This window comes from Lactobacillus sp. UMNPBX1 (genome assembly GCF_002554085.1).
GTDB classification, from domain to species: domain Bacteria; phylum Bacillota; class Bacilli; order Lactobacillales; family Lactobacillaceae; genus Lactobacillus; species Lactobacillus crispatus.
Genome location: NZ_PCZI01000003.1, coordinates 91,910 through 112,807, shown reverse-complemented (window position 1 = coordinate 112,807; position 20,898 = coordinate 91,910). Strand labels below are relative to the sequence as shown.

The following is a 20,898-nucleotide window of genomic DNA, read 5'->3' as shown; positions in this document are numbered from 1 at the left end:
GTATCAAATATTTCCAAGCAGATGATTCCAAAGGTTGAGGCTTACCACAAACGCAAGCTAAGCGACAAGTTTTTCTGCGTCTATTTGGATGCGACATACCTTCCTTTGCGCCGAGAAACATTTGAGCGTGAAGCAGTCTATATTGCCATTGGCATCAAGCCTAATGGGCACAAGGAGGTCATTGACTACTGCATTGCGCCTAGCGAGAACATTGAAGTCTGGACAGATATGCTTCAAAACATGAAATCCCGAGGCTTAAAGCAAGTTGAGCTTTTTCTTTCTGATGGTGTTGTTGGCATGAAAACAGCCTTGGCCAGGACTTATCCTAAAGCTCATTTTCAACGCTGTTTGGTTCATGTCATGCGCAATATCTGCGCTAAAGTACGCGTCGACGATCGTGAAAAGATCATGAACGAATTCAAACAGGTGCATCAACAGACAAACAAAGAAGAAGCCACAGCTGTCCTGCATGACTTCTATACCAAATGGGGCAAGGTTTACAGCCATGTTATCAGAAGCTTGAAAGACATAGAACCAGATCTGCTGGTCTTTTATAACTATCCCAAGCAGATCAGAGCTTCAATTTATTCGACTAACATGATTGAATCATTTAACAATGTGATCAAGCGCAAAGCTAAGCCTAAGGCAGAGTTTCCAACTGAACAGTCGCTTGATGCTTTTATTGGTATTCAGGCAATGAGCTACAATGACCGTTATTTCAATCGAATTCATAAAGGCTTTGGTCAGGTTCAGGACACCTTAGAATCCTACTTTGATTAAATAAATAATTAAAAAATCAATTTACGAGAAAGATCTATTTACACAAAAGATTTGACAGTTTCAGAATATGAGTAGAAAGAGAAAAATTTTAAATTAATTGGAAAATAATCATGGAAATTAAAGAGATAAAATCTAATAAGAAGCAGTATATAGACTTACTTTTGTTAGCTGATGAACAAGAGAGTATGATTGATCGCTATTTAGAACGTGGAATTATGTATATCTTGATTGATAAAGGAAAAGTTAGATCTGAATGTGTTATTACGGTTGAAAATGGTAATACAGTAGAAATAAAAAATATAGCCACTTATCCAAAAGATCAAGGTAAAGGGTATGCTAAACATTTGATTAATTTTATTGCTAAGAAGTATCAAAATAAATATCAAATTTTGCAAGTTGGAACGGGTGATAGCCCCTTAACTATTCCTTTTTATGAAAAATGTGGTTTTAAACGCTCAGGTAAGATCAAAGATTTTTTTGTAAAAAATTATGATCATCCGATTTTTGAAGCTGGACATCAGCTACTAGACATGATTTATTTAAGTAAGCGATTAAATTAGAAAGTAGGCTTTATCGATGGAAGAAAATACTAAAAAAATGTTGGCAGGCAAACCATATCGCCCAGATACTGAAGAACTGAAAAAGATTTCCAGTTTAGCTCATCGCTTATCACGTGATTACAACATAACTACTGATGAAGATGAGGTAGAACGGAAAGCAATTATCGATCGTCTTTTTCCGAATCATGGTCAAAATGTATATTTACAAGGACCAATTGAAGTGGATTATGGTCAATTTACACACTTAGGAGATAATTTTTATTCTAATTTCAATTTGACTATTTTGGATACTTGTCCCGTAACAATTGGAAATAATGTAATGTGTGGACCTAACGTAACATTTGCGACTCCATTGCATCCTTTGTTGCCAACTCAAAGAAATGCTCGCAAGCAATCAGACGGAAAAATAGCCGATATTGAATATGGAGCAGCTATCACTGTTGGCGATAATTGTTGGTTAGCCAGCAATGTTACTGTTTGTCCCGGCGTAAAAATTGGTAAAAATTGCGTTATTGGAGCTGGATCGGTAGTTACTAAAGATATTCCAGATAATTCATTGGCACTAGGGGTACCGGCTAAAGTAATACGTCAGATTACTGATCAAGATCATTTAAATAATTATCCATATTAGAAAAAGAAAATGTATACGTTCTCATTGATTCTTTATCAAAATTGTAACCCCAATGAAAAAAATAAATGCTAGTATTATGGGTAGAATTTACATAACATTGCTGGGGGAATTTAAAACGAAACGTATTAATTTAAAAAAAACATTAATCAAATCAACCATTTCGTTAACTATAGCTGCTTCAATGCCTGTTGGAATGGCAATTGCTAATGCCAATAGCTCGACAGTTCAGGCAGCAAGTTATAACAAAACTGAAATGCGGAGCTTTGTTAGAAATACATTAGCTAGTTATTATGCTCGTGGTACCGTAGTTATAGTAAAAGATGGACAACCACAACAAATTTCTTATGGTTACGGTTATTATGGCAAGCGATTAGGTGCGGGAAACAGTAAGGTAGTTTATCCTGTTTGTTCTTTGCAAAAAGTAATTACCGGCGCAATTATCACTCAATTAATTTCTGCAGGGAAGTTTACACAGTATACTAAGATCTCTAAGTGGTATCCTAATTTAAAAGGTGCTGATAATATTACCGTCGGCAACTTGATGACGCATACTTCTGGATTGACAGCAGCTGATACTGAAGTAAATAGAGGACGTGTTTATTCAGAAGCTGATGCAATTAATTGGGTTGTTAATAAGCTAAACTCAACTACGCAAAATCAACCTGGTAATTTTTCATACAATAATACCAACTATATTTTGTTAGCTGGAATTATACGTCAAGAAACTGGACAAAGCTACAAGCAAAATGTGCAGGAACGAATTATTAATAAGCTTGGCTTAAAGCGAACTTATTTCTTGGAAGATATTCCAGCCGGGATGACGGATGGTATCTCATATACCTGGAATCAAAAGAATTACCAATGGGCTCAATATGTTAAAAAGACTCAAGCTTCTCAATTGGTAGGTGCTGGTAATTTGTTCTCAGCTCCAATGGACTATTACCGTATTCAACTTGGTTTAACCAATGGGCAAATTTTGAGTCGAACAGACTTTGATTATATGACTCATTTAACATCACGTTCATCAAATGGTTATTCAGGTGGTTTATATATGAAGAATAATGATAACTTGAAGTTAGCATATGGTAACTTATATAACACTCACTTTGGTAACTGGATTCAGATGACTACAGATAATCAAAATGGTTTGATTATGTTCTTAAATCAAACTCAAAATGATGAAAACAGAAATAAACAAATTGGTTATCAAATTTTGAATCATATCAAGGCTAATACATTTAGCGCAAAATAAAATTTTTCCTGCTTTAAACTTCATGTTAAGCTTAAAGCAGGATTTTTTTGATTGGAGTAAAAAAGATGGTTAATGGTGGCGTATTAGTTAGCCAAGATTTATCTTGTGCTGGTCAAGTATCACTTAGTGCAGCTTTACCCGTTTTAGGAGCATGTGGCTTGAGCCCGACCGTATTGCCTACTGCAATTTTGTCTACACATACGGGTGGCTTTGGTGAGAATACTTTTTTAAGTTTGAATAATGAAATGGCTAAGATTATGGCCCATTGGCAAAAGGTTGGTTTTGATTTTTCAGCTGTATACTTAGGCTATTTGGGCAAAAGTGCATTAGATTTTTGGACAGAAAAGATTAGCTATTTTAAACAAAAAAATAAATTGATCTTGATTGATCCAGTAATGGGTGATCACGGTCAACTTTATCGTGGCATTGATGAAAACTATGTAATAAAGATGCGAAATCTAGTTAAGTCGGCTACGATTTTAACGCCGAATATGACAGAAGTAGCATTTTTATTAGGCAAAAAGGCAACTAGTAATTCATTGAAAACAGCAACAGAATTTGCGGCTGAATTATCTAGTCAATTTGGTGTCCCGAATGTCATAATTACCGGTATTTCACTTAATAAGGAAAAAATTGCGGAAGTTGGAATTACAGCCGATCATAGTTGGTCTTTAATTCAGAAAAAACTCCCAGGTAATTATTTTGGTACGGGAGATTTGTTTGCAAGTGCATTTTTTGCTGCTGTAATGCATAAAGAAAATTTAGAAAAAGCGTGTTCAATTGCGGCCGATTTTGTTGCACAAGCAATCAGGGAAACACCCAAGCAAGATTCACGTCTAGGACCAAATTATGCAGCAGCTTTATCAGATTTACTGAAGAGATGGAGTAATAATTAATAATGCAGATATTTAGAGAAAACAAGAATTCTTTACAAGCTTTAGTTTTAACGGGACTTTTTGCGGCAATTATTTATATTGGGATCTGGGTGTTAAGAATCCCCGTTCCTGCTATGGTAGGACGCCCATTTATTCATTTTGGAAATACGCTAACTGCTGTAGCAATTTTATATTTAGGTTATCGTAATGGCATGATTGCGGGAATTATTGGTCTAGGTGGTTTTGATTTGTTAAATGGCTATGCCGCAACATCATGGTTGACTATGCTTGAGGTAGTAGTAGTGGCTTCGGTTTTGACAGCAGTTTATCGAGGAATGCACTATCAAGATAGTAAAAGAAATATTATTATTTTAGGTATTATTGCAGGGGTAACTAAGATATTCACTACTTATTGCGTTTCAATTGTTGAAGCTTTAATGGTGGGGACGAGCTTTAAAGTAGCGTTAGTTGGAGCCTTTGTTAGTTTGCCTGCAACTGTAATCAATTCAATTTCTACTGCAATTTGTACACCAATTTTATATTTTGCTTTGCGGGATGCTAGTCGTCTAATTATAAAAAAGGTTAGATAAATCAATAGATTTTACACGAAATTTGCAAGGTGCTATATTAAAGATATTATTACTGGCATAAAAGGTAGGATAGTATGAACGAAGACCTAAAGAAAAAGAATAAACGAAACAATATTATTATTTTAACGATTGCAGTTTTAATTATCGTTGGGGTAATCGCGGGTTTTGGCATTCATAATCACCGTGTGGCAACACAAGCTGCAGCAGAAAAATATGCTAAAACTCACTTTAACCCTAATGTTACAATCGATGGAGTTAAAGTAGGAAAGCTAACCGTTACTAAGGCAATGGCTAAAGTTAACCAAAAAGCTAAAAATCAAGTTGAGTTAAAAAATAACGAACTGGTTTATAGCTATAACACTACAGTCCAATCATTAGATGAGTCCGAGACAAAGGCCTTTTTTAAGAAGCAACAAACTAAAACTCCATCGACTCAGACTTATAAGTTTACTACTAGTAATTTAGCTACAGCTAAAAAGAAACTAACTGACTTAAGCAAAGCAGAGATTACTTATAAAATTAATGGCAAAAATTATCAATTAAAGGCCAAAGATTTATTGAATAATGTGACTTATCGAGATAATCGCTATCAATTTGGTGATACTAGTAAATTAACGACTAAGTTAAATCAAATTGATAAAGAAGTTTCAACATTACACAAGAGCTATAAATTTACAGTGCCAAAGGGCAATAAAGTTAAAGGGAAAACCATAACGGTAAAGAATAAGACTTGGGGTTGGGGCGTTTATGTTAAAAAGACGCAACGCTTACTTCTCGAAGCATTTGCCAAAGGCCAAAAAAACTTTGATGGTGCAGATGCACTTTACGGTTTAGGCTACAGCACTTATCCTCACGGCTATGGCTATTCAAATAAAGAAATTGGTGATACTTATGCTGTTGTATCATTGAAAAAGCAAGAGGTATGGTTGATCAAAAAGGGTAAACTAGCCGTTCATCTTCGTGATGTTGTTACCGGTACTATGGAAGGTTCTAAGGGTGATCAAACTCCGCGTGGGGTGTGGTATATCCACTATAAGGAATCACCAAGTACATTGCGTGGGACCAATGATGATGGTTCAAGTTATGCTTCTCCAGTTAAGTATTGGATGCCATTTACCTTAAGTGGCAGTGGTTTTCACGATGCCTCTTGGCGGACTGATTGGAGCAAGACCGCTTATCTAAAAGGTGGTTCACATGGTTGTGTTAATGTTAAGCCAAGCGAGATTCGAAGCGTTTGGAACAATATCAAAAAGGGCGAACCTGTAATTATTTACTAATAACATGTTTAAGGGATCCATTAAGTTGGATCCTTTTTTATGAAACAATTTTTATAAGGTGAAAAGCTATTTGATTACTTGGAAAAACAGCTAAATGTAAACAATAAACGTGAAACATGGCTCTGAAGCCCGATATTATCGCGATTGTGGATAAAAATATAGGTAATTCACATCTATTACTAACTCAATTAATATTTTTTTGAAAAAGAGTAGAAAGATGAACCTTTGTTTGATATAATTTCTATGCGAACTAATGGTCTAAAAATAGAAAGATGAGATGATAATAGCTATGATGCAACAAGAGGAATTAGAATCACAGGAAGAAAAAGTTAAGTTTTTTGATGAAGACTGGTTGAATTGGAACTAAAATCTTTAAATGTATAATTCACTTCTGTATAATTAAAGAAAAATAAAAATTTATTAACTCTTTCACCTAAAGGAGTAAATTATGCAAGTAAGAACTAGATGTTTTCAAAGTTTAGATTACGAAGATTTGTGCCGGGTTCATGATGCGGCTCGTTTGCAAGAAATGAAAATAGGCGGAGTGGAGAAATATTTTATTCCGTTTAAGGAAGCACCATACTGGTATAATTTCTTTGATTCTGAGATTAGGATTGTAGAAGTTAATAATGAATTTGCTGGCTTTGCTGCGTATAAGCCACATAATTTAGCTTATTTTTATATTGATCCTCAATTTCAACGACGTGGTATTGGTGATCATTTGTTAGCTTCAGTGTTACCAAATATTAGACGGCCGATTAGGCTAGAAGTCTTTAGCGCAAATATAGCAGCTAAAGCGCTGTATGCAAAGCATGGTTTTAAAATTATCAAAACAGTTAAAGAGCCGTGGTGGTCAGACCCCAAGTCTGAGCCAGTTTCAAGTGATACGATGGAATTAGTGTAAGAGGCAATATTAATGAGTTTTTATAATTTAGATTATGAAGAAAAACGGTTTATTCAGTTAGCTAAAAAGAATACTCGCTCATATTATGAACATCATGATCAGATTCCTTCCTCACCTGGCCAAGTTGAGCTGGCCAAGGAACTAGTAAAGGAAATGAAAGAGCTTGGGCTTGATGCTTACTATAATGAAAAAACAGCTTTTGCAATTGGAAAGTTAAGTGCAAACACAGCAGAAAAGGTAACGCCTATTGGCTTCTTTGCTCACGTGGATACTGCAGACTTTAACGCAGTTAATATTAAGCCACAAATTCACGAAAATTATGATGGTCAGAAAATTATCCTAGATGAGAAAGATAATATTGTTCTTGATCCAACCGAGTTTCCAGACTTATTAAATCTAAAAGGACAAACCTTAATTACTTCTGATGGTCATACTTTGCTAGGAGTTGATGATAAGGCTGGAATCACTGGGGCATTAGCAATGCTTAAATATTTAACTGAACATCCTGAAATTGAACACGGTGATGTTTTTGTTGCTTTTGGTCCAGACGAAGAAATTGGCTGTGGTGGTCAATATTTTGATCCAGCTGATTTTCCTAATGTAGAATTCGCTTATACGTTAGACAATGGGCGGCCAGGAGATTTTGAATACGATACCTTTAATGCGTCAGAGATTACGATCCATATTAAAGGGACTGTAGTTCACCCTGGTGAAGCATATGGTCTGATGGTTAACGCAACAACTTTGATGAATGATTTTTTGTCTAATTTACCTCAGGATCAAGTGCCTGAAAAGTCACGTAATCATGATGGTTATTTCTTGGTTCTACATGCTCAAAGCAATGTTGATCATGCCGATATTAGCATGATTATTCGTGATTTTGATCAAAGTGAATATAACCGTAAAGAACAGTTTATTCGCGATCTAGTTAAAAAGATGAACAAAAAGTATGGCAATAGATTTACTGTAAATATTCGTGAGCAATATGAAAATATCTACAACTATATTAAGGACAAGCCATATATTGTAAATCTGGCTCTTGATGCTTATCGCAAGTCTGGACTAAAGCCAAATGTACAATCCTTTAGAGGTGGAACTGATGGAAACTTTATTTCGCCTAAAGGAATTCCTACACCTAACTTATTTAATGGTGGTGGCAATTATCATGGCCGATACGAATATGTGACTGTTGAGCAGATTGATAAATTAGCCGAAGTGTTGACTAATATTGTGACTGAACATTTGCGTCAAACTCGCACTGGTAGGAATGAAAAGCCACTAGAAAAATATTGGTAGATTTAATAGCCGTTTTATTTAACAAATTAATACTGTAGCATTAGGATATAAGTGGCTAGATGAAATATCCTTCCTCCTTAGAAGTGATTATAATCTATTTTCTTCATTGTAAAATCTTGCTAAAACAGCGCCGTAGAGCCATTTCTCGGCGCTGTTTTTCTTTTGCAAAATTTCAAAATAAAGTTTTCCACTGAAAAAGCACTGAATAAACCTATTTAAAGTCCAAATTATCGATAGATTTTCTCAAATTTTCTTTTTGCTTTTCGGTGATATGGGTATAAATATCCAAGGCTAATTCTGGTGTTGAGTGACCAAGTGCATACTGAACTTCACGAGGAGTAATTTTGTCGCTGCCATCATAAATCAGGGTGGCATAAGTGTGTCTTAAACCGTGGTTGGTTATCCTCCTGATATTAGGATTTGCTTGGTAGACTTCTTTCATCCAGTTACCGCCAATACCCTTAGAATAGAAAACGTCTTTTCCAGGATGATGGAATACAAAGTCAGATATACTTAAATCTGTTGTTTGCTTGTATTCGTTTAAAAGATCAACAAGACTGTCAGATAGAGCAAGTACACGATCACTGTCTTCTGTTTTAACCGGACCAATGTCTTTTTTGCCTTGCTTATTCAACGTAGCAGTTCTTTCAATGTGGACTGCCTTATTCTTAAAATTAAAGTCTGACCATTTAAGCGCAATGGCTTCACCACGTCTTAGTCCTAGATTTGCTAAAAGCATGAAATAGAGATAATACTTCAATTTAGTATTTTTTGCAGCAGCTAGGAACTGTATCAGTTCGTCTCGATTATAAAAGTTGTTGTCATTGTTTCGAGATTTCTTAGCTGACTTTTTAGGCATGATGACACGATCAAATGGATTATGTTCAACCCAGCCACGGATAATAGCAAACTTGATTAATCTATTCAGCAAACCTACGATCTTTTTATATGATACGTATTTTTTTGCTGTCTTATTAGCGAACTTCTGAACATGATCTACAGATATTTTATTGATGTATGAGTTACCAAATTCCGGCTTGATGTATTTTTCCCATCTATTTTTTGTGTCAAAGTAGGTGGTACCACGTACTTCTTCCTGGTAAATATCTTTCCAGATGTCCCATACTTCACTAACTCTTTTATCTGTGTTTTGTTGTTCGTTAACCACTTGATCAACAGTCTGAGATTTAAGATCAAACTTTGCTTGTTCAGCATCTTTGTATGTCTTAAAGCCTTGACGTGTGACGTTGTGGGCTTTACCTGTTTCTGGGTCAAGTCCGATGTAAGTTTTAAAAGCCCATCTGATCTTGCCTGATTTCTTCAATTTATAAGAATAAATCTCCTTGTCTCTTCTTCTTGGCATGTTTTTCACCTCCTTTCATAATTATATAAAACTAATGTTCTTTTTAACTGTTTATTAAAAGCCTGTTACCTGTATTGGATAGCAGGCTTTTTTGCGTTATAGATAATTAACTGATATGATCGAGCAACATTCTGCCCATAAGTTATGTGTAACACACAAATTATTATTATTCTATTGTTTTAATAAAAAGAGATTTTATTGTTTTAATAGCTCGGCTTTCTTTCTGTCGTACTCTTCTTGAGTTATAGCCTTTTCATCAAGTAATTTCTTAAACTTCATGATTTCATCTGCCGTATCTGGCTTATTGACTTTTTGAACTTGGACTTGAGGCTTGGATTCTGCTTTAGCTTTCTCCTTAGTAATTAAATCCTTCTGATCAGCGCCCCAGCGATAACCAAGGACCCACAGAACTACTATCACGATAGGCCATACGTTCTTTAAGTCACTAAAGTAATGTGGAGCTGCAGAGCCTAATATAATGAATGCTAAAATTCCGTAAACCCAGAACCAAGCCCATTCATAATCTTTGTTCTTAAAAGCACATTTGGTTTTGATGTAATAAATTCCTTGAACTAGCATTGCGGCAGCTAATAACAATCCAAAAAAACCACTTGTAGTTCCAAAGTTAGCACCATCTAATGAATAACCACCAATGACACCAATTGACTGAATGATTAGTATTGCGGATCCCACTATAAGCAATATCCCAGCAATTAAACGTCTGGTACTATTCTTAGGCTTTATTTCATTGTCTTCGTCCATTTCTTATTCCTCCATAAATAGATACAAACTATTCCTTAGGTTTATAGTCACTGGCTCTGGACTATGCGACCATCTGTAAATAGGTAATAAAGGTCATGAGGAATGCAAAAGGCTTTAGCAAACTTGTAGAAGTTACCAAAATGATAGTCGTTGTCGTCGCAATATTTATGAAGCAACTTAATAGCAAAAATATTAGCATCAGCTTCACCATGATTTACAGTTTGATCATTCAAGTTGTAATATTGCTGATCTTCATACAGGACGTGTGCAATTTCATGTGCCAACTGAAAAGGAATCTCAGTAGGATATGGCCACCGCACATTCATAATGATCAATCTGCCAACGTGGTTATAGCTAAGAGGAGGTGCAAAAGGTGGAAGACGATCAGAAAACTCAACACCTATTTTGTAATCAAACATTGCAGCATTCATTAGATATTTAATAAGGTGATCATAGTTTTCTTTATTTTCTATGCTAAGTTCATCAAGAGATTTAATCATAGTAGTTATTCCTTATTTAAATACTCAGGATGTCGTTTAAAGTAACCTTTGGCAATATCAGCATAGGTATCCTTTAATTCGTCTGGTATTTCACCACCATAGGGCATACCTAAATCAGCCCAGGTTAATTCTGAGCCGTTTAAATCCAATAGGGTATCAGCAGAAATATTAAGTGCTAACGCTATAGCTTTCAATTCATCACTAGATACTTTTCTAGTTCCCTTTTCTATCTTATTAAGTGCAGTTCGTTCAATTCCACTTTTATCAGCCAATTCGGCTTGTGTCATGTCTTGAGCTTCACGATAATTGATAATTTTTTGAGCCAAATTGTTTTGATTGTTCATTTTCTTTCACCTCTATTGCGCTTTTCGCAATAAATATATCACAAATAGCAACTATTTGTTCAAAAATTGCGAAAAAAGTATTGACATTGCGAAAATAGCAATGTAATATAATGCATGTAAGATGAATTGCGAATATCGCAACTAAAGGGAGGCGAAGATATGAAGAGAGAAATCAATTTAGCCTTGATTCGTGAGCAACGATTAAAGCATGGTTTTAGCAACGAGGATATGGCAAAGAGCTTAGGATTAGCTAGTTCGGATAAGTACTTCCGCAGAGAACACGGTGTTTACAAATTTCAAGCTTCTGAACTTCCAGCTCTTTCTAAAAAATTGGATATTCCTTTGGAAAAAATTTTTATTTAAAATAGTGCGATTTTAGCACAGCAAGGAGAAACAAATGGAAGAACTAATGAAAGTTCAAGTCAAAAACGATCGTCAACTTGTTAGTGCAAGAGACTTACATAAAGGTCTTGGACTAAAAGGAAGATTTAGCAGATGGTTCAAAACTAATTCAGAACTATTCACTGAAAATGAGGATTTTTACAAGTGTACATCAAGTACGGTTGTTAACAACGGCGCTGTTCGTGAGTTAGATGATTATTTATTAACCATTGAAATGGCTAAGCAATTAGCAATGATGGCAAGAACAGAAAAGTCAAAGCTTTATAGAGAATATTTCCTAGACCTAGAGCGTAAATGGAATAGCCCAGAAATGGTTATGCACAGAGCATTGGAATTCTCAAATGCTCGAATTGAACAACTTAAGTTGGAAAACAAAAACTTGAATATCCAACTTGAAGAATCAAATAAGAAAGCAAGTTACCTTGATCTAATTCTCGGTGATCCAACTCCAATTCTTATCACTCAAATTGCTAATGACTATGGCTATAGTGCTGTTGCTTTCAACAGACTGCTTAAAAAGCTTAAAGTCCAAAGACGTGTCAACGGTCAATGGATCTTATACAGAGCATTTATGGGTAAAGGCTATACAAGTACTAAGAGCAAGACCTACGAAGATCATCATGGAAAGTTAAGAACAAAGATTTATACAGTTTGGACTCAAAAAGGTCGCAGATTTATCTATGACATTTTGAAGAAGAACGGAATCCTTCCATTGATTGAACGTGAAGACTAGGGGTGATCACAAATGACAACCGACACAATGAAACCGATATTCGCGATGTCAACTAATGAACTTGGGAGCAGAGACCTTGACCTACTTCTCAAAAGAATGTCGTCAAGGACGACCAAAGAAGAAAAGGAAAAGTTGACCAAGCAACTAAACGAGGTTGATGCCGAACTAAAGAGACGAGGGGGAGATTGATGAATGACTTCATTGACATGACAGCCTTTGATGCACATATCCGGTCAATCGCTAGACAGGTTTATTTGGAAGAACATGCAAAGGAAGCCGGTGTATCAAAGAGCGAGTTAAAAGAAATGATCCGCATGATGGTACAGCAAAAAGCCTTTAATCGAAAAGATGCTGCTAAGTACATTGGCAAAACGCCATCATACATCAACGTCTTAGTGAATAAAGGCTTACTAAAACAAACAGTAATTGATGGATCAACTTGTTACTTAAAAGAGAGCTTAGACGAGTATCTAAGTTCAGGAATCACAACTTATAGGAGGGCAATCTAATGAGTAAGTATGGAAAGACAAAACTTGACCACGCATTGAGTTACTTCTGCATGGCATTTGAAAAGATTCTGGAATTGTGTGCAATCTTGTTCGTTCCATTCACCGTGGTAGAGCAGTTATGCATTTACGGAACATCGCACCCAGACAAGATTATCTCACTGCTATTGGTGTTGATGATCTTCCTTACACCGCTGGCAGTGCACATGGTTAAGAAACTTAGAAAGTAGGTGAAAACAATGAATGACGTTGAAAAGTTCGGCAGACGACTTAAAAGGTTTAGAAAAAACAAGCACTATACACAAGAGCGCTTAGGTAGAGAGGTTTATGTAAGTGATACAACCATTGGACGGTATGAGCGAGGTATCTCAATGCCAGACAAGAGAATGGTTTACGAACTAGCACAAGTTCTGGGAGTAACCCCTGATCGGTTGCTGGGTTTAGAAAACAAGGAGGACTAATGAAATTATGGAACAGAATAATCAACCAATTGTATCAAGTGGATCAGCCTTACAGCTTAGACCAAACCAATACAGTGTTCTTGCTAATAGTAATGCTATCAGCACTACTCACGGGTGCTTTTCTGAATTGACTAAGGACATCAAGAAGGCACTTGGCCTGGCAAAGCAAAAAGCCCTTTACTGCTAGCACAGCAAAGAGCTTAAAATCGAAAAACAATTTAAATCACTGAATAAGGAGATTATACCACAATGGAACAATTAGATTCAAAGCAGATTAAAGAAGCTAAATACATTTACGATAACGAAAGCTTGCGCGACTTAGCTGATGAAGAACCAGATGCCTTACTATTCTGGGACGGTGATGAACAAGCGTTAATCACTAAGTATGCTGGCGACTTTGACAATGCTTATGAAACCGCAATGGATTTCTTCACTTACAAGCTTGACAGTGACTTTCACGGAAATTTAAACGAATTTGCTAAAATGCTAGGTTACGGGTTAGGCGCTAAAGCCTTTTCAATGGCTGATTTCTTAGTAGATTGGAATAACTACAGTGAAGACGCTCTAAGAGAGATCATTCACGATGACTTTAATGGGGACTACTTGGAGGATATTTATAATGACTAACAATCAACTAATTCAATTTGACGGGATTGAATATCCAGTAAGCTACAAGCCAGCTGAAATCATTTTTCCAAAATACGGAGAAATGAAAGACAACATTTTAAAAGTTCACGATGAGTTTGCGGATTGGACGGTAACGCCACAAAACCTTAAATCTTCAAAAGAAGTAAGAAAGAATCTCAACAAGCTTAAAAGAACTATCAATTCGCAAAGAATCTCGATTACTAGTGGCATTCAAAAGCCAGCCAAGATGTTTAAAGCTAACATTGATGACTTGATAGCAATTATTGACGAAACAACAAAGAACATCGATTCACAGCTTAAACATTACGATGACAAGCTAAGACAAGATAAGCATGATCAACATGTCAAATTCATTAAACAAGCTTGTGAAGATGCTGGCGTAGACCCTAGCAAGATTAGGTATAACGCCAGTTGGGACAACAAAACCTATAGTAACCCTAAATTTGAAGCCGAACTGTACGAGCAAGTTGATATTTTACGCAAAAATAAACAGCAACTTGAAACAAACAAACGAATTATCATTCAAAAAGCCGATGAATTAGGAATTCCATTTGCTCACTACTTCGACCAATTGCAAAGAGAGGTCCCACTTGATGAGATTCTCAACGACATGCAAGCGGAAAAAGATGAACTGATCGCAATTGCTAAAAAGCAAAAAGAAACTAAGCAAAAAGAACAAGCCGACTTGGTTAAGCATGGCGATAAGGCGATTGACCCTCAAACGGGCGAAGTTAAAGATAAAACTTATACCTTTAGACTGGAATTTCAAAACGTTACTAAGTATCAGGTTGACCAATTAAACAGCTTCTTAAAAGACTGGGGAATTAAAGCTAGGAGAATTAAATAATGACTACAAAAAAACAAGGTTTTGATGATTTTATTGAGCCAAATCCAGAATTAATTAAAAATTTTGACATCAAAAAGTACAAAAAAACAGACAATGAGCCAAAATTAAAGATTCTTACTTATACTGATGAGCAGCAGAATCGAAAAGATAAAGCTTCATGGGCTATGCATTTAGCAATGGTCAAGATGGCTATTGTGCAGCCAAAAAAGACACACGAAGTTGAAGTAAGCGGACTAACTAAGTATAAAAAACCGTATCACTACACTTACAAGTATGCGGATTTGGCTGACGTTGATAGAGCCATTATGGATGCCGTCAAAACCACAAAAGAAGACGGGAAACCGCTATTAACCTACTACTTTGATATCGATAATGGGGCGGAAGGCGTAACTGTTGAAACGGTAATCGTCGATGCAGCTACCGGCTATAGTGAGCGGACTAATAAAGTTTGGTTCAAAAATTTATATATCGGGGATGCACAATCTACTGCAAGCTTAATTAGTTACGGTAAAAGGTATTCGCTTTCAGCCGCGTTCGGCATTGCCAGTGAAGATGATGACGACGCACAAATGCAAAAAATGAATCAATCGCAAGCGGTTGATGAAAGTGCTATAAAAATCATTTTTGAAGATTACGTTAACAATCACTCAATTAAGGCTAAAAACTGGATTAAAGGTAAGCATGATAAGGCAACAGGTGACTATATTAGACAGTTGCTTGGTGATTACGAGCTTAACCATCATCTTGACAAAGCTAAGCAAAAAGCAATTGACCGCCGAAAAGAAAAAGATCAGCAGGTTAAAGAAGCGGTCAAAAAGATAAAGAAACCTAAATCAGAAGATGAGGTAATCAAGGATATTGTAGATAAGCCTAAAAAAGATCCATTTTCTGATAAAAAAGAAGACACCCCGATGAGTGATGGACAACAGAGTTTATTTGATGACATTCTAGGTGATTAGCATGACCGCTAAAAAAAGAAAAACAAGCGAAAACAATCGCAAGTTCAAAGGTGTTTGGATTCCTGCTGAATATTGGCTTGATGAAAATTTAACGATTATGGAAGTAGTCATCTTAACTGAAATTGACAGTCTTGATGGTGAGAACGGTTGCTTTGCAAGTAATAAACATTTTGCCAGTTTTATAGGGATGACACCGGCTTATGTGTCAAAAATAATCAAGCACCTAAAGGAAAAGGGCTACATAAGTGTTAAGTACAAAACCGAAAATCGGGTTACCACAAGATCAATCAAAATAATTAGAGGTATTAACTCTAGTAAAAGGGGTATTAACAATAGTTTAGGGGGTATTAACTCTAGTAAAAGGGGTATTAACAATAGTTTAGACCCCATTAACTATAGTGTACCAAGTAATACATCTAGTAATACATCTAATAGTAATACAATTAGTAATTCTTCTTCTGGGCGAAGAAGAGAAGAAGACCCAGAACGTGAACAAATTTATAAACAATTTTTCCAAATTGCAAGAATGAACGACGGTATGAAAGACAAAACTACTACTCCAACATACGACGAGATTAAGCAACTAAGAAGTTTACTTTATCGAATTAACATTGACACTCTAAACGCCGTTGTCCGCAAGTTTGACATGAAAATGCAATGGAACATGGTTAATGATCCATTCGCCTATCTGCTAAAAATGCTCCGTGATGGGTTAGCAATTGACAAAGATTCTGAAAGCTGGGGTAAGTGATGAACAGGTTAAAAAAATTAAGGCTAAAACGTGGGTTAACTTTAAAACAATTGAGCGGCTGTCTAAATGATGAAGGGTTTTATATAGCCCCTGATACATTAGCAAAGTATGAACGTGGAGATAGAAACCCAAAAATAGAAAAATGGCAAAAGTTAGCCGACTTCTATGGCGTATCTGTCCCTTACTTACAAGGTAGATACGACCACTTAACTAAAAAAGAAGCCTTACAGGTGATTCATGAGGTTATGGCTGTTTGCGGCATTAGCAAAGAAGAGTTAAAGGATAGGCTGTAAAAAATGATTTTTGATTTAAAAATTGGTTGCGTAGTAACTCCACGCCAATTATCTGATGTCTTCCAATACGCCTTTATGAGATGGAAGCTTGGTTTTGACTACATTCCCAATAGTCGCCTTTATGCGATTGATACGCGGAATAACGGAAAAATTCAAGTTACGGGTGATCGGAAAATCGTTTACTTAGGATTAGGGACGTGGAAAGTGAAGTAGTATGAGCAAATTAAATAGAGAGCCGAAGTGTGAATTATTCAACGATAACTTTGAAAATTTTAAGCGGTATGGATTGCCAAAAGCGCAATTAATTATTGCTGATATTCCCTATAACATTGGTGCTAATGCTTATGGCAGTAACCCCGTTTGGTACAAAGGCGGTGATAACAAAAACGGTGAAAGCGATAAGGCAAAAGCCAGTTTCTTTAACCGAGATGGCTATTTCAACGTCATCAATTTCATGGATTTTGCTAGAAAAATGATGATTAAAGAGCCAAAAAAGCCGGGTTTAGCGCCGGCAATGATTGTGTTTTGTGCATGGCAACAAATACCGATGCTAATAGCTGAGGGCAAAAAGGAAGGGTTAAAGCACGCTTTCCCAATTACTTTTAATAAGCCTACTAGCGCGCAAGTATTAAAAGCTAACATGCGAATTGTTGGAGCTACTGAATACGCGCTTGTCTTTTATCGTGACAAACTGCCTAAATTTAGAAACAACGGGCATATGATACTTGATCACTTCCCGTGGGTAACGGACAACTCTTATCCTAAATTGCATCCTACACAGAAGCCCGTGCCGGTATTGCAAAGATTAATTGAAATTTTTACAGATCCGGGAGATGTGGTAATTGATCCAACAGCGGGGAGTGGAAGCACATTAAGAGCTGCTGTTGAGTTAGGGCGTGACGCCTATGGCTTTGAAGTTGAACGTGATATTTACAACAAGGCTAAAAAATACATGCTTAGCAGTTACCAGACAAGCTTAGATTTATTTGCAAGATAAAAAAAGGGACTAAGAACAATGACAAAAAGAGATTACAAAGAAAAGAACGTTCAAGAAATGAACATGGAAGATTTAATCAATACGGTAAGCGACGACTTAAAAAGATATGACAAGCTTAAAACGCTTGAAGGCGTTAAAAAAGAAATGTCGGTCGGTTTGTTTAGCAATAACTTATCTGAAAGAGGGCTAAAGGCTTATATCAGATTGCTAGAACTTGAATTGCAATTAGCAACCACAAGGGAGCCAATCTTTCATGATTCACGTGGCTTTGGCGATTACCTAGCCGGCAAATATGCGGAACTTGATCACGAAGAAATGCACTTGATTAGTTTGAGCAACCAAGGGCAAATTATTTCAGATGACGTAGTAGGTTCAGGGACAGTAGAGAAATCCGCCGTTTCAATACCTTTAATCATTAAGACTTTATGCCTTAATGGGGCAGCTAACTTTATTGTGGTACACAATCACCCAAGTGGCTCGATGAAGCCCTCAAAAGCTGATTTAACGATGACGGAATCAATTTACGGCTTGTCTAAGCTGATTAAAGTTAACATGCTAGATCATTTCATTATTGGCAACGGAAATTATTTCTCATTTGCTGAGCATGGTTTACTGGGAAATTAACATGAAATTTTACTTAACAAGTCAAAAGTACGCAAACAGCAATCCTAATTTAACTGCTGATGAAATTGATCAGATTAGTAAGGCTTACTTGGGGAAGCTTAGTACCGTTTGCACAGTTGAGGTTTGGCTACCGTCTAAGATTAAAAAGAAAAAATGTGCGGGGGCTGGTATCTGCCGCGGTGGATCAATCGTTATTAACGTTGCAGATGTACCCACTTTGCAATCTTTTAGAAAAATGCTTGGTAAATACTCCCTTATGGTTGTTTTCATGCAGCCAGACTATCCAAAACTAGTAATTAAGGATTTATAGAAAACAAAGGAAAAACAAAAATGAACACAAAATACAATTTTAACAATCGTAAGTTTAAAGCAAGTAAATTTAGTGAATTGGATACCAACCCAAGCCACTACAAGGATGATGGCTTTACGCATAGCCGCTCAAAGAGTTTAAGCAGCTACACCAAGGGCGTAGCAATTACTTACGTAAACGGTCAAACTTTTAAAACTAAAGATGTGACTGTAGAAAATATTTACGAAGCCTTAGCAGAAGATAACAACTGGCTACGGCTAAAAAACGGGGGGTGCATTAATTTGAACCACGTGACGCACTTTGAACCGTATAAGTTTTTTGACCACCCTAGGGATGAAATGCCAGCACCATGGTCGGTAGGACACGCACCAAAAGTGGGAAGCGATCACAATGCCTAATATTCTGTTTCGAGTAAAAAGTCTTGACGGCGATCCGCTTATCAAGGTTGTTCTTAACGAAAAAGAAAAGTACGAGTTGTACTGGCTATATCCTTTCAAAAAATGTGCTTTAGGTGAATTTGATAATTTCGCTGAAGCAGAGGTTGTGTTAGGTCAGTATTACGGATTTGAAAATATTGAAGAGGTTAGATGCTAAAACGCGTAAGTTTGTAGCTATTGAGGTTGGGCCACGGTCCAGCATGGAGTTAGACGTTGAAGGTCGTTGGCTAGTACGGTGGGGCGTTCCTATCACGATTAGGGGATTCAAATTTTTCTTTGTACCGACAAGCAATTCTAAAAATGTCAAAATTGAAGCTTACTCGCTAGATAGTTTGAAGCTCTTTGATGATTTTAGCGTGTCTAAAAAAGCAGCATTAGAGCAGTGTGCCACGGAAGAAGGATTCGTTTTCACAGTTATGCCACTTATAGCCCAAATTGATATTAATTTGCGCAAATTAAGTGATGACAAGTGGAGAAGCATTTTAAAAAGTGAGCGCGTTACAGCAATTGCAGAATGTGGTGCTAGAACTGAAAAAGAAGCCAAGTTACTAGATGATTTTAAGAAACGGAAATAGCAACGAATGACTAGGCAAGAATTTATTGACATGCTAAGCCCCTATAAAGGCGTTGAAGTTCAATTCATCGAATCAAATAAGTATGTTTTCATCACACTTACGAAATACATAGATTATTGGGGCGGCGCTTCACCAGAAGTTGGCTTTTATTGGGGTGAACAAGGTGTTTATGTTAGCCATACAGATGGATTAGAACCGGAAGCACTTCTTCAATTGTCATACGTTTTGAAGCTAGTGTATGAGTACTTACAGAAAGGAACATGGAAATGATGGTGTAGCAAATGAAAGAAATGAAGATTAGAAAGCGCTTTTCAGATGAACTAGTTGAGCATTTGTATGTCATCGTAGCCGATGGTGACTATTTTAGACCGGGATATCACATCGTAAAGACCGGCGTTCGTAATGGCTTGTGCATTTATGAGGAACTATCATCCGCTAAACGTAGCTATACGTATTTTAAGGGGCGATATCCTTCAGTTAAGTTAGTTCAATTCGATGTTAGTGGAACAACCGTTTTGGAAGAAAGTGAAGACAATAATGGGAACGTCTAGACAGATCACATCAGCAGATCAGTTGGTTGACGGGAAAAAGTACTGGTTGCAATCCGAGTTTTCTCTTACAAGGTACGAGTCCACATTTTGGGAAGCTGATAAGCATACAGCATGGTTCACTACCTATATGCCGCATGCTAGAGTTATCGGCTGGACCCGCCACGGTGTTACTTTTACAAATCGACAAGAATTGTTTGATTTGCTGGCAGAGATGAGGGTGAAGATTTATGAAAAGTAAAGAAGAAAAGCTAAGAGAAGCACTTAATGAGTATTTTGGCAGGGATGTCGGAGATGTCAAAGGTTGTTTCATTGACCCTGCAAGTCCGACTGATTACGTCCCTGAATGTCCAGTAGATCATACAAAGCAAATCACGATTTTAACGAAGCAACATGTACCAACCTTTGCAGAAAAGCGCAAAGAGCTAGTTGACCAGCTAGACAATGACCTGAAAGAAATTGATGCGGACTTAAACGCAAAAGCATTGGGCGAAAATAATATACGAATTTACGATGAGGGCATCGGCGCTGTCATTTGTGACTTTCATGAACTAACTGACGCATGCAACTTTCATTTGTTTGATTGTTACTTATCAGTTACAGAAATGATCAAAATCATGGACGCTGTTTCGGTCTTTATACAAGAATTGAAGCGTTTAAAGGAGCAATAAAA

The 20,898-nt window shown here is 36.6% G+C and carries 33 protein-coding genes; 29 read left to right on the top strand and 4 right to left on the bottom strand.

Features of this window, described 5'->3' with window-relative positions; translation table 11 throughout:
- The 9 genes from CP352_RS03520 to pepT form a co-directional block, all read left to right on the top strand.
- Positions 1-780 (top strand): IS256 family transposase (locus tag CP352_RS03520; RefSeq protein ID WP_098034852.1); only part of this gene is annotated, 780 nt, incomplete at its 5' end.
- A 110-nt stretch (positions 781-890) separates the two neighbouring features.
- Positions 891-1,340 carry a GNAT family N-acetyltransferase gene (locus tag CP352_RS03515; protein WP_089143511.1) on the top strand — a complete coding sequence of 150 codons (450 nt, stop codon included), beginning with the start codon at positions 891-893 and terminating at the stop codon, positions 1,338-1,340.
- Between the two features lie 16 nt (positions 1,341-1,356).
- On the top strand, positions 1,357-1,971 hold the full coding sequence (locus CP352_RS03510) for a sugar O-acetyltransferase (RefSeq protein WP_023488828.1): 615 nt from the start codon (positions 1,357-1,359) through the stop codon (positions 1,969-1,971).
- A gap of 181 nt (positions 1,972-2,152) precedes the next feature.
- Positions 2,153-3,223: a serine hydrolase gene (locus CP352_RS03505; protein ID WP_005722311.1), complete on the top strand. Its 1,071-nt coding sequence runs from the start codon at positions 2,153-2,155 to the stop codon at positions 3,221-3,223.
- A gap of 65 nt (positions 3,224-3,288) precedes the next feature.
- Positions 3,289-4,119 carry a pyridoxamine kinase gene (locus CP352_RS03500; RefSeq protein ID WP_089143512.1) on the top strand — a complete coding sequence of 277 codons (831 nt, stop codon included), beginning with the start codon at positions 3,289-3,291 and terminating at the stop codon, positions 4,117-4,119.
- A 2-nt stretch (positions 4,120-4,121) separates the two neighbouring features.
- Complete coding sequence (locus CP352_RS03495; protein ID WP_005719583.1) at positions 4,122-4,688, top strand: ECF transporter S component; 567 nt, start codon at positions 4,122-4,124, stop codon at positions 4,686-4,688.
- 74 nt (positions 4,689-4,762) lie between these two features.
- Positions 4,763-5,965 carry a L,D-transpeptidase family protein gene (locus CP352_RS03490; RefSeq protein WP_089143510.1) on the top strand — a complete coding sequence of 401 codons (1,203 nt, stop codon included), beginning with the start codon at positions 4,763-4,765 and terminating at the stop codon, positions 5,963-5,965.
- A 448-nt stretch (positions 5,966-6,413) separates the two neighbouring features.
- Positions 6,414-6,869: a GNAT family N-acetyltransferase gene (locus CP352_RS03485; RefSeq protein ID WP_089143509.1), complete on the top strand. Its 456-nt coding sequence runs from the start codon at positions 6,414-6,416 to the stop codon at positions 6,867-6,869.
- A 12-nt stretch (positions 6,870-6,881) separates the two neighbouring features.
- Positions 6,882-8,165, top strand: a complete 1,284-nt coding sequence (pepT, locus tag CP352_RS03480) for a peptidase T (protein WP_005723045.1) — start codon at positions 6,882-6,884, stop codon at positions 8,163-8,165.
- 211 nt (positions 8,166-8,376) lie between these two features.
- Here pepT and CP352_RS03475 read toward each other — a convergent pair whose 3' ends face one another.
- The 4 genes from CP352_RS03475 to CP352_RS03460 all read right to left on the bottom strand — a co-directional run bounded on the left by CP352_RS03475 (position 8,377) and on the right by CP352_RS03460 (position 11,134).
- On the bottom strand, positions 8,377-9,528 hold the full coding sequence (locus CP352_RS03475) for a site-specific integrase (protein ID WP_089150456.1): 1,152 nt from the start codon (positions 9,526-9,528) through the stop codon (positions 8,377-8,379).
- Positions 9,529-9,723: 195 nt separating this feature from the next.
- On the bottom strand, positions 9,724-10,290 hold the full coding sequence (locus CP352_RS03470) for an SHOCT domain-containing protein (RefSeq protein WP_089150457.1): 567 nt from the start codon (positions 10,288-10,290) through the stop codon (positions 9,724-9,726).
- Positions 10,291-10,337: 47 nt separating this feature from the next.
- Complete coding sequence (locus CP352_RS03465; protein WP_089150458.1) at positions 10,338-10,790, bottom strand: ImmA/IrrE family metallo-endopeptidase; 453 nt, start codon at positions 10,788-10,790, stop codon at positions 10,338-10,340.
- Between the two features lie 5 nt (positions 10,791-10,795).
- Positions 10,796-11,134: a helix-turn-helix domain-containing protein gene (locus CP352_RS03460; RefSeq protein ID WP_089150459.1), complete on the bottom strand. Its 339-nt coding sequence runs from the start codon at positions 11,132-11,134 to the stop codon at positions 10,796-10,798.
- A 159-nt stretch (positions 11,135-11,293) separates the two neighbouring features.
- Here CP352_RS03460 and CP352_RS03455 point away from each other — a divergent pair, with 159 nt between their 5' ends.
- The 20 genes from CP352_RS03455 to CP352_RS03350 all read left to right on the top strand — a co-directional run bounded on the left by CP352_RS03455 (position 11,294) and on the right by CP352_RS03350 (position 20,896).
- The gene (locus CP352_RS03455; RefSeq protein WP_089150460.1) at positions 11,294-11,497 is read left to right on the top strand and encodes an XRE family transcriptional regulator; all 204 of its coding nucleotides are present in this window, start codon (positions 11,294-11,296) and stop codon (positions 11,495-11,497) included.
- Positions 11,498-11,531: 34 nt separating this feature from the next.
- The gene (locus CP352_RS03450; protein ID WP_089150461.1) at positions 11,532-12,269 is read left to right on the top strand and encodes a phage antirepressor KilAC domain-containing protein; all 738 of its coding nucleotides are present in this window, start codon (positions 11,532-11,534) and stop codon (positions 12,267-12,269) included.
- A gap of 188 nt (positions 12,270-12,457) precedes the next feature.
- Complete coding sequence (locus CP352_RS03445) at positions 12,458-12,778, top strand: hypothetical protein (protein ID WP_089150462.1); 321 nt, start codon at positions 12,458-12,460, stop codon at positions 12,776-12,778.
- The gene (locus CP352_RS03440; RefSeq protein WP_089150463.1) at positions 12,778-13,005 is read left to right on the top strand and encodes a hypothetical protein; all 228 of its coding nucleotides are present in this window, start codon (positions 12,778-12,780) and stop codon (positions 13,003-13,005) included. The genes CP352_RS03445 and CP352_RS03440 overlap by 1 nt, the downstream gene beginning before the upstream one ends.
- 9 nt (positions 13,006-13,014) lie before the next feature.
- Positions 13,015-13,236, top strand: a complete 222-nt coding sequence (locus tag CP352_RS03435; protein WP_089150464.1) for a helix-turn-helix domain-containing protein — start codon at positions 13,015-13,017, stop codon at positions 13,234-13,236.
- A gap of 7 nt (positions 13,237-13,243) precedes the next feature.
- Positions 13,244-13,423 (top strand): hypothetical protein, encoded by a 180-nt coding sequence (locus CP352_RS03430; RefSeq protein ID WP_089150465.1) that lies wholly within the window; start codon positions 13,244-13,246, stop codon positions 13,421-13,423.
- Between the two features lie 62 nt (positions 13,424-13,485).
- On the top strand, positions 13,486-13,863 hold the full coding sequence (locus tag CP352_RS03425) for a hypothetical protein (protein WP_089150466.1): 378 nt from the start codon (positions 13,486-13,488) through the stop codon (positions 13,861-13,863).
- The gene (locus CP352_RS03420; protein ID WP_158227693.1) at positions 13,856-14,731 is read left to right on the top strand and encodes a DUF1351 domain-containing protein; all 876 of its coding nucleotides are present in this window, start codon (positions 13,856-13,858) and stop codon (positions 14,729-14,731) included. Before CP352_RS03425 ends, CP352_RS03420 begins: the two co-directional genes overlap by 8 nt.
- Entirely contained in the window at positions 14,731-15,690 is a 960-nt protein-coding gene (locus tag CP352_RS03415; protein ID WP_233186905.1) for an ERF family protein, read from the top strand. The genes CP352_RS03420 and CP352_RS03415 overlap by 1 nt, the downstream gene beginning before the upstream one ends.
- A 1-nt stretch (position 15,691) precedes the next feature.
- Positions 15,692-16,441, top strand: a complete 750-nt coding sequence (locus tag CP352_RS03410; protein WP_098034862.1) for a helix-turn-helix domain-containing protein — start codon at positions 15,692-15,694, stop codon at positions 16,439-16,441.
- A complete protein-coding gene (locus tag CP352_RS03405; RefSeq protein WP_089150744.1) occupies positions 16,441-16,734 on the top strand; it encodes a helix-turn-helix transcriptional regulator in 294 nt (97 codons plus the stop codon). The genes CP352_RS03410 and CP352_RS03405 overlap by 1 nt, the downstream gene beginning before the upstream one ends.
- Positions 16,735-16,948: 214 nt before the next feature.
- On the top strand, positions 16,949-17,731 hold the full coding sequence (locus CP352_RS03395) for a site-specific DNA-methyltransferase (RefSeq protein ID WP_021355745.1): 783 nt from the start codon (positions 16,949-16,951) through the stop codon (positions 17,729-17,731).
- Positions 17,732-17,749: 18 nt separating this feature from the next.
- The gene (locus CP352_RS03390) at positions 17,750-18,355 is read left to right on the top strand and encodes a JAB domain-containing protein (RefSeq protein WP_089150742.1); all 606 of its coding nucleotides are present in this window, start codon (positions 17,750-17,752) and stop codon (positions 18,353-18,355) included.
- A 1-nt stretch (position 18,356) separates the two neighbouring features.
- Positions 18,357-18,665 carry a hypothetical protein gene (locus tag CP352_RS03385; protein WP_089150741.1) on the top strand — a complete coding sequence of 103 codons (309 nt, stop codon included), beginning with the start codon at positions 18,357-18,359 and terminating at the stop codon, positions 18,663-18,665.
- Between the two features lie 20 nt (positions 18,666-18,685).
- The gene (locus CP352_RS03380; protein WP_089150740.1) at positions 18,686-19,063 is read left to right on the top strand and encodes a hypothetical protein; all 378 of its coding nucleotides are present in this window, start codon (positions 18,686-18,688) and stop codon (positions 19,061-19,063) included.
- On the top strand, positions 19,056-19,259 hold the full coding sequence (locus CP352_RS03375) for a hypothetical protein (protein WP_098034861.1): 204 nt from the start codon (positions 19,056-19,058) through the stop codon (positions 19,257-19,259). The genes CP352_RS03380 and CP352_RS03375 overlap by 8 nt, the downstream gene beginning before the upstream one ends.
- The gene (locus CP352_RS03370) at positions 19,240-19,677 is read left to right on the top strand and encodes a hypothetical protein (protein WP_233186904.1); all 438 of its coding nucleotides are present in this window, start codon (positions 19,240-19,242) and stop codon (positions 19,675-19,677) included. Before CP352_RS03375 ends, CP352_RS03370 begins: the two co-directional genes overlap by 20 nt.
- Positions 19,678-19,683: 6 nt before the next feature.
- Positions 19,684-19,947 carry a hypothetical protein gene (locus tag CP352_RS03365; RefSeq protein WP_098034860.1) on the top strand — a complete coding sequence of 88 codons (264 nt, stop codon included), beginning with the start codon at positions 19,684-19,686 and terminating at the stop codon, positions 19,945-19,947.
- Positions 19,948-19,958: 11 nt separating this feature from the next.
- Entirely contained in the window at positions 19,959-20,228 is a 270-nt protein-coding gene (locus CP352_RS03360) for a hypothetical protein (protein WP_098034859.1), read from the top strand.
- Positions 20,229-20,455: 227 nt separating this feature from the next.
- Positions 20,456-20,896 (top strand): hypothetical protein, encoded by a 441-nt coding sequence (locus CP352_RS03350; protein WP_098034857.1) that lies wholly within the window; start codon positions 20,456-20,458, stop codon positions 20,894-20,896.
- Positions 20,897-20,898: the final 2 nt, after the last annotated feature.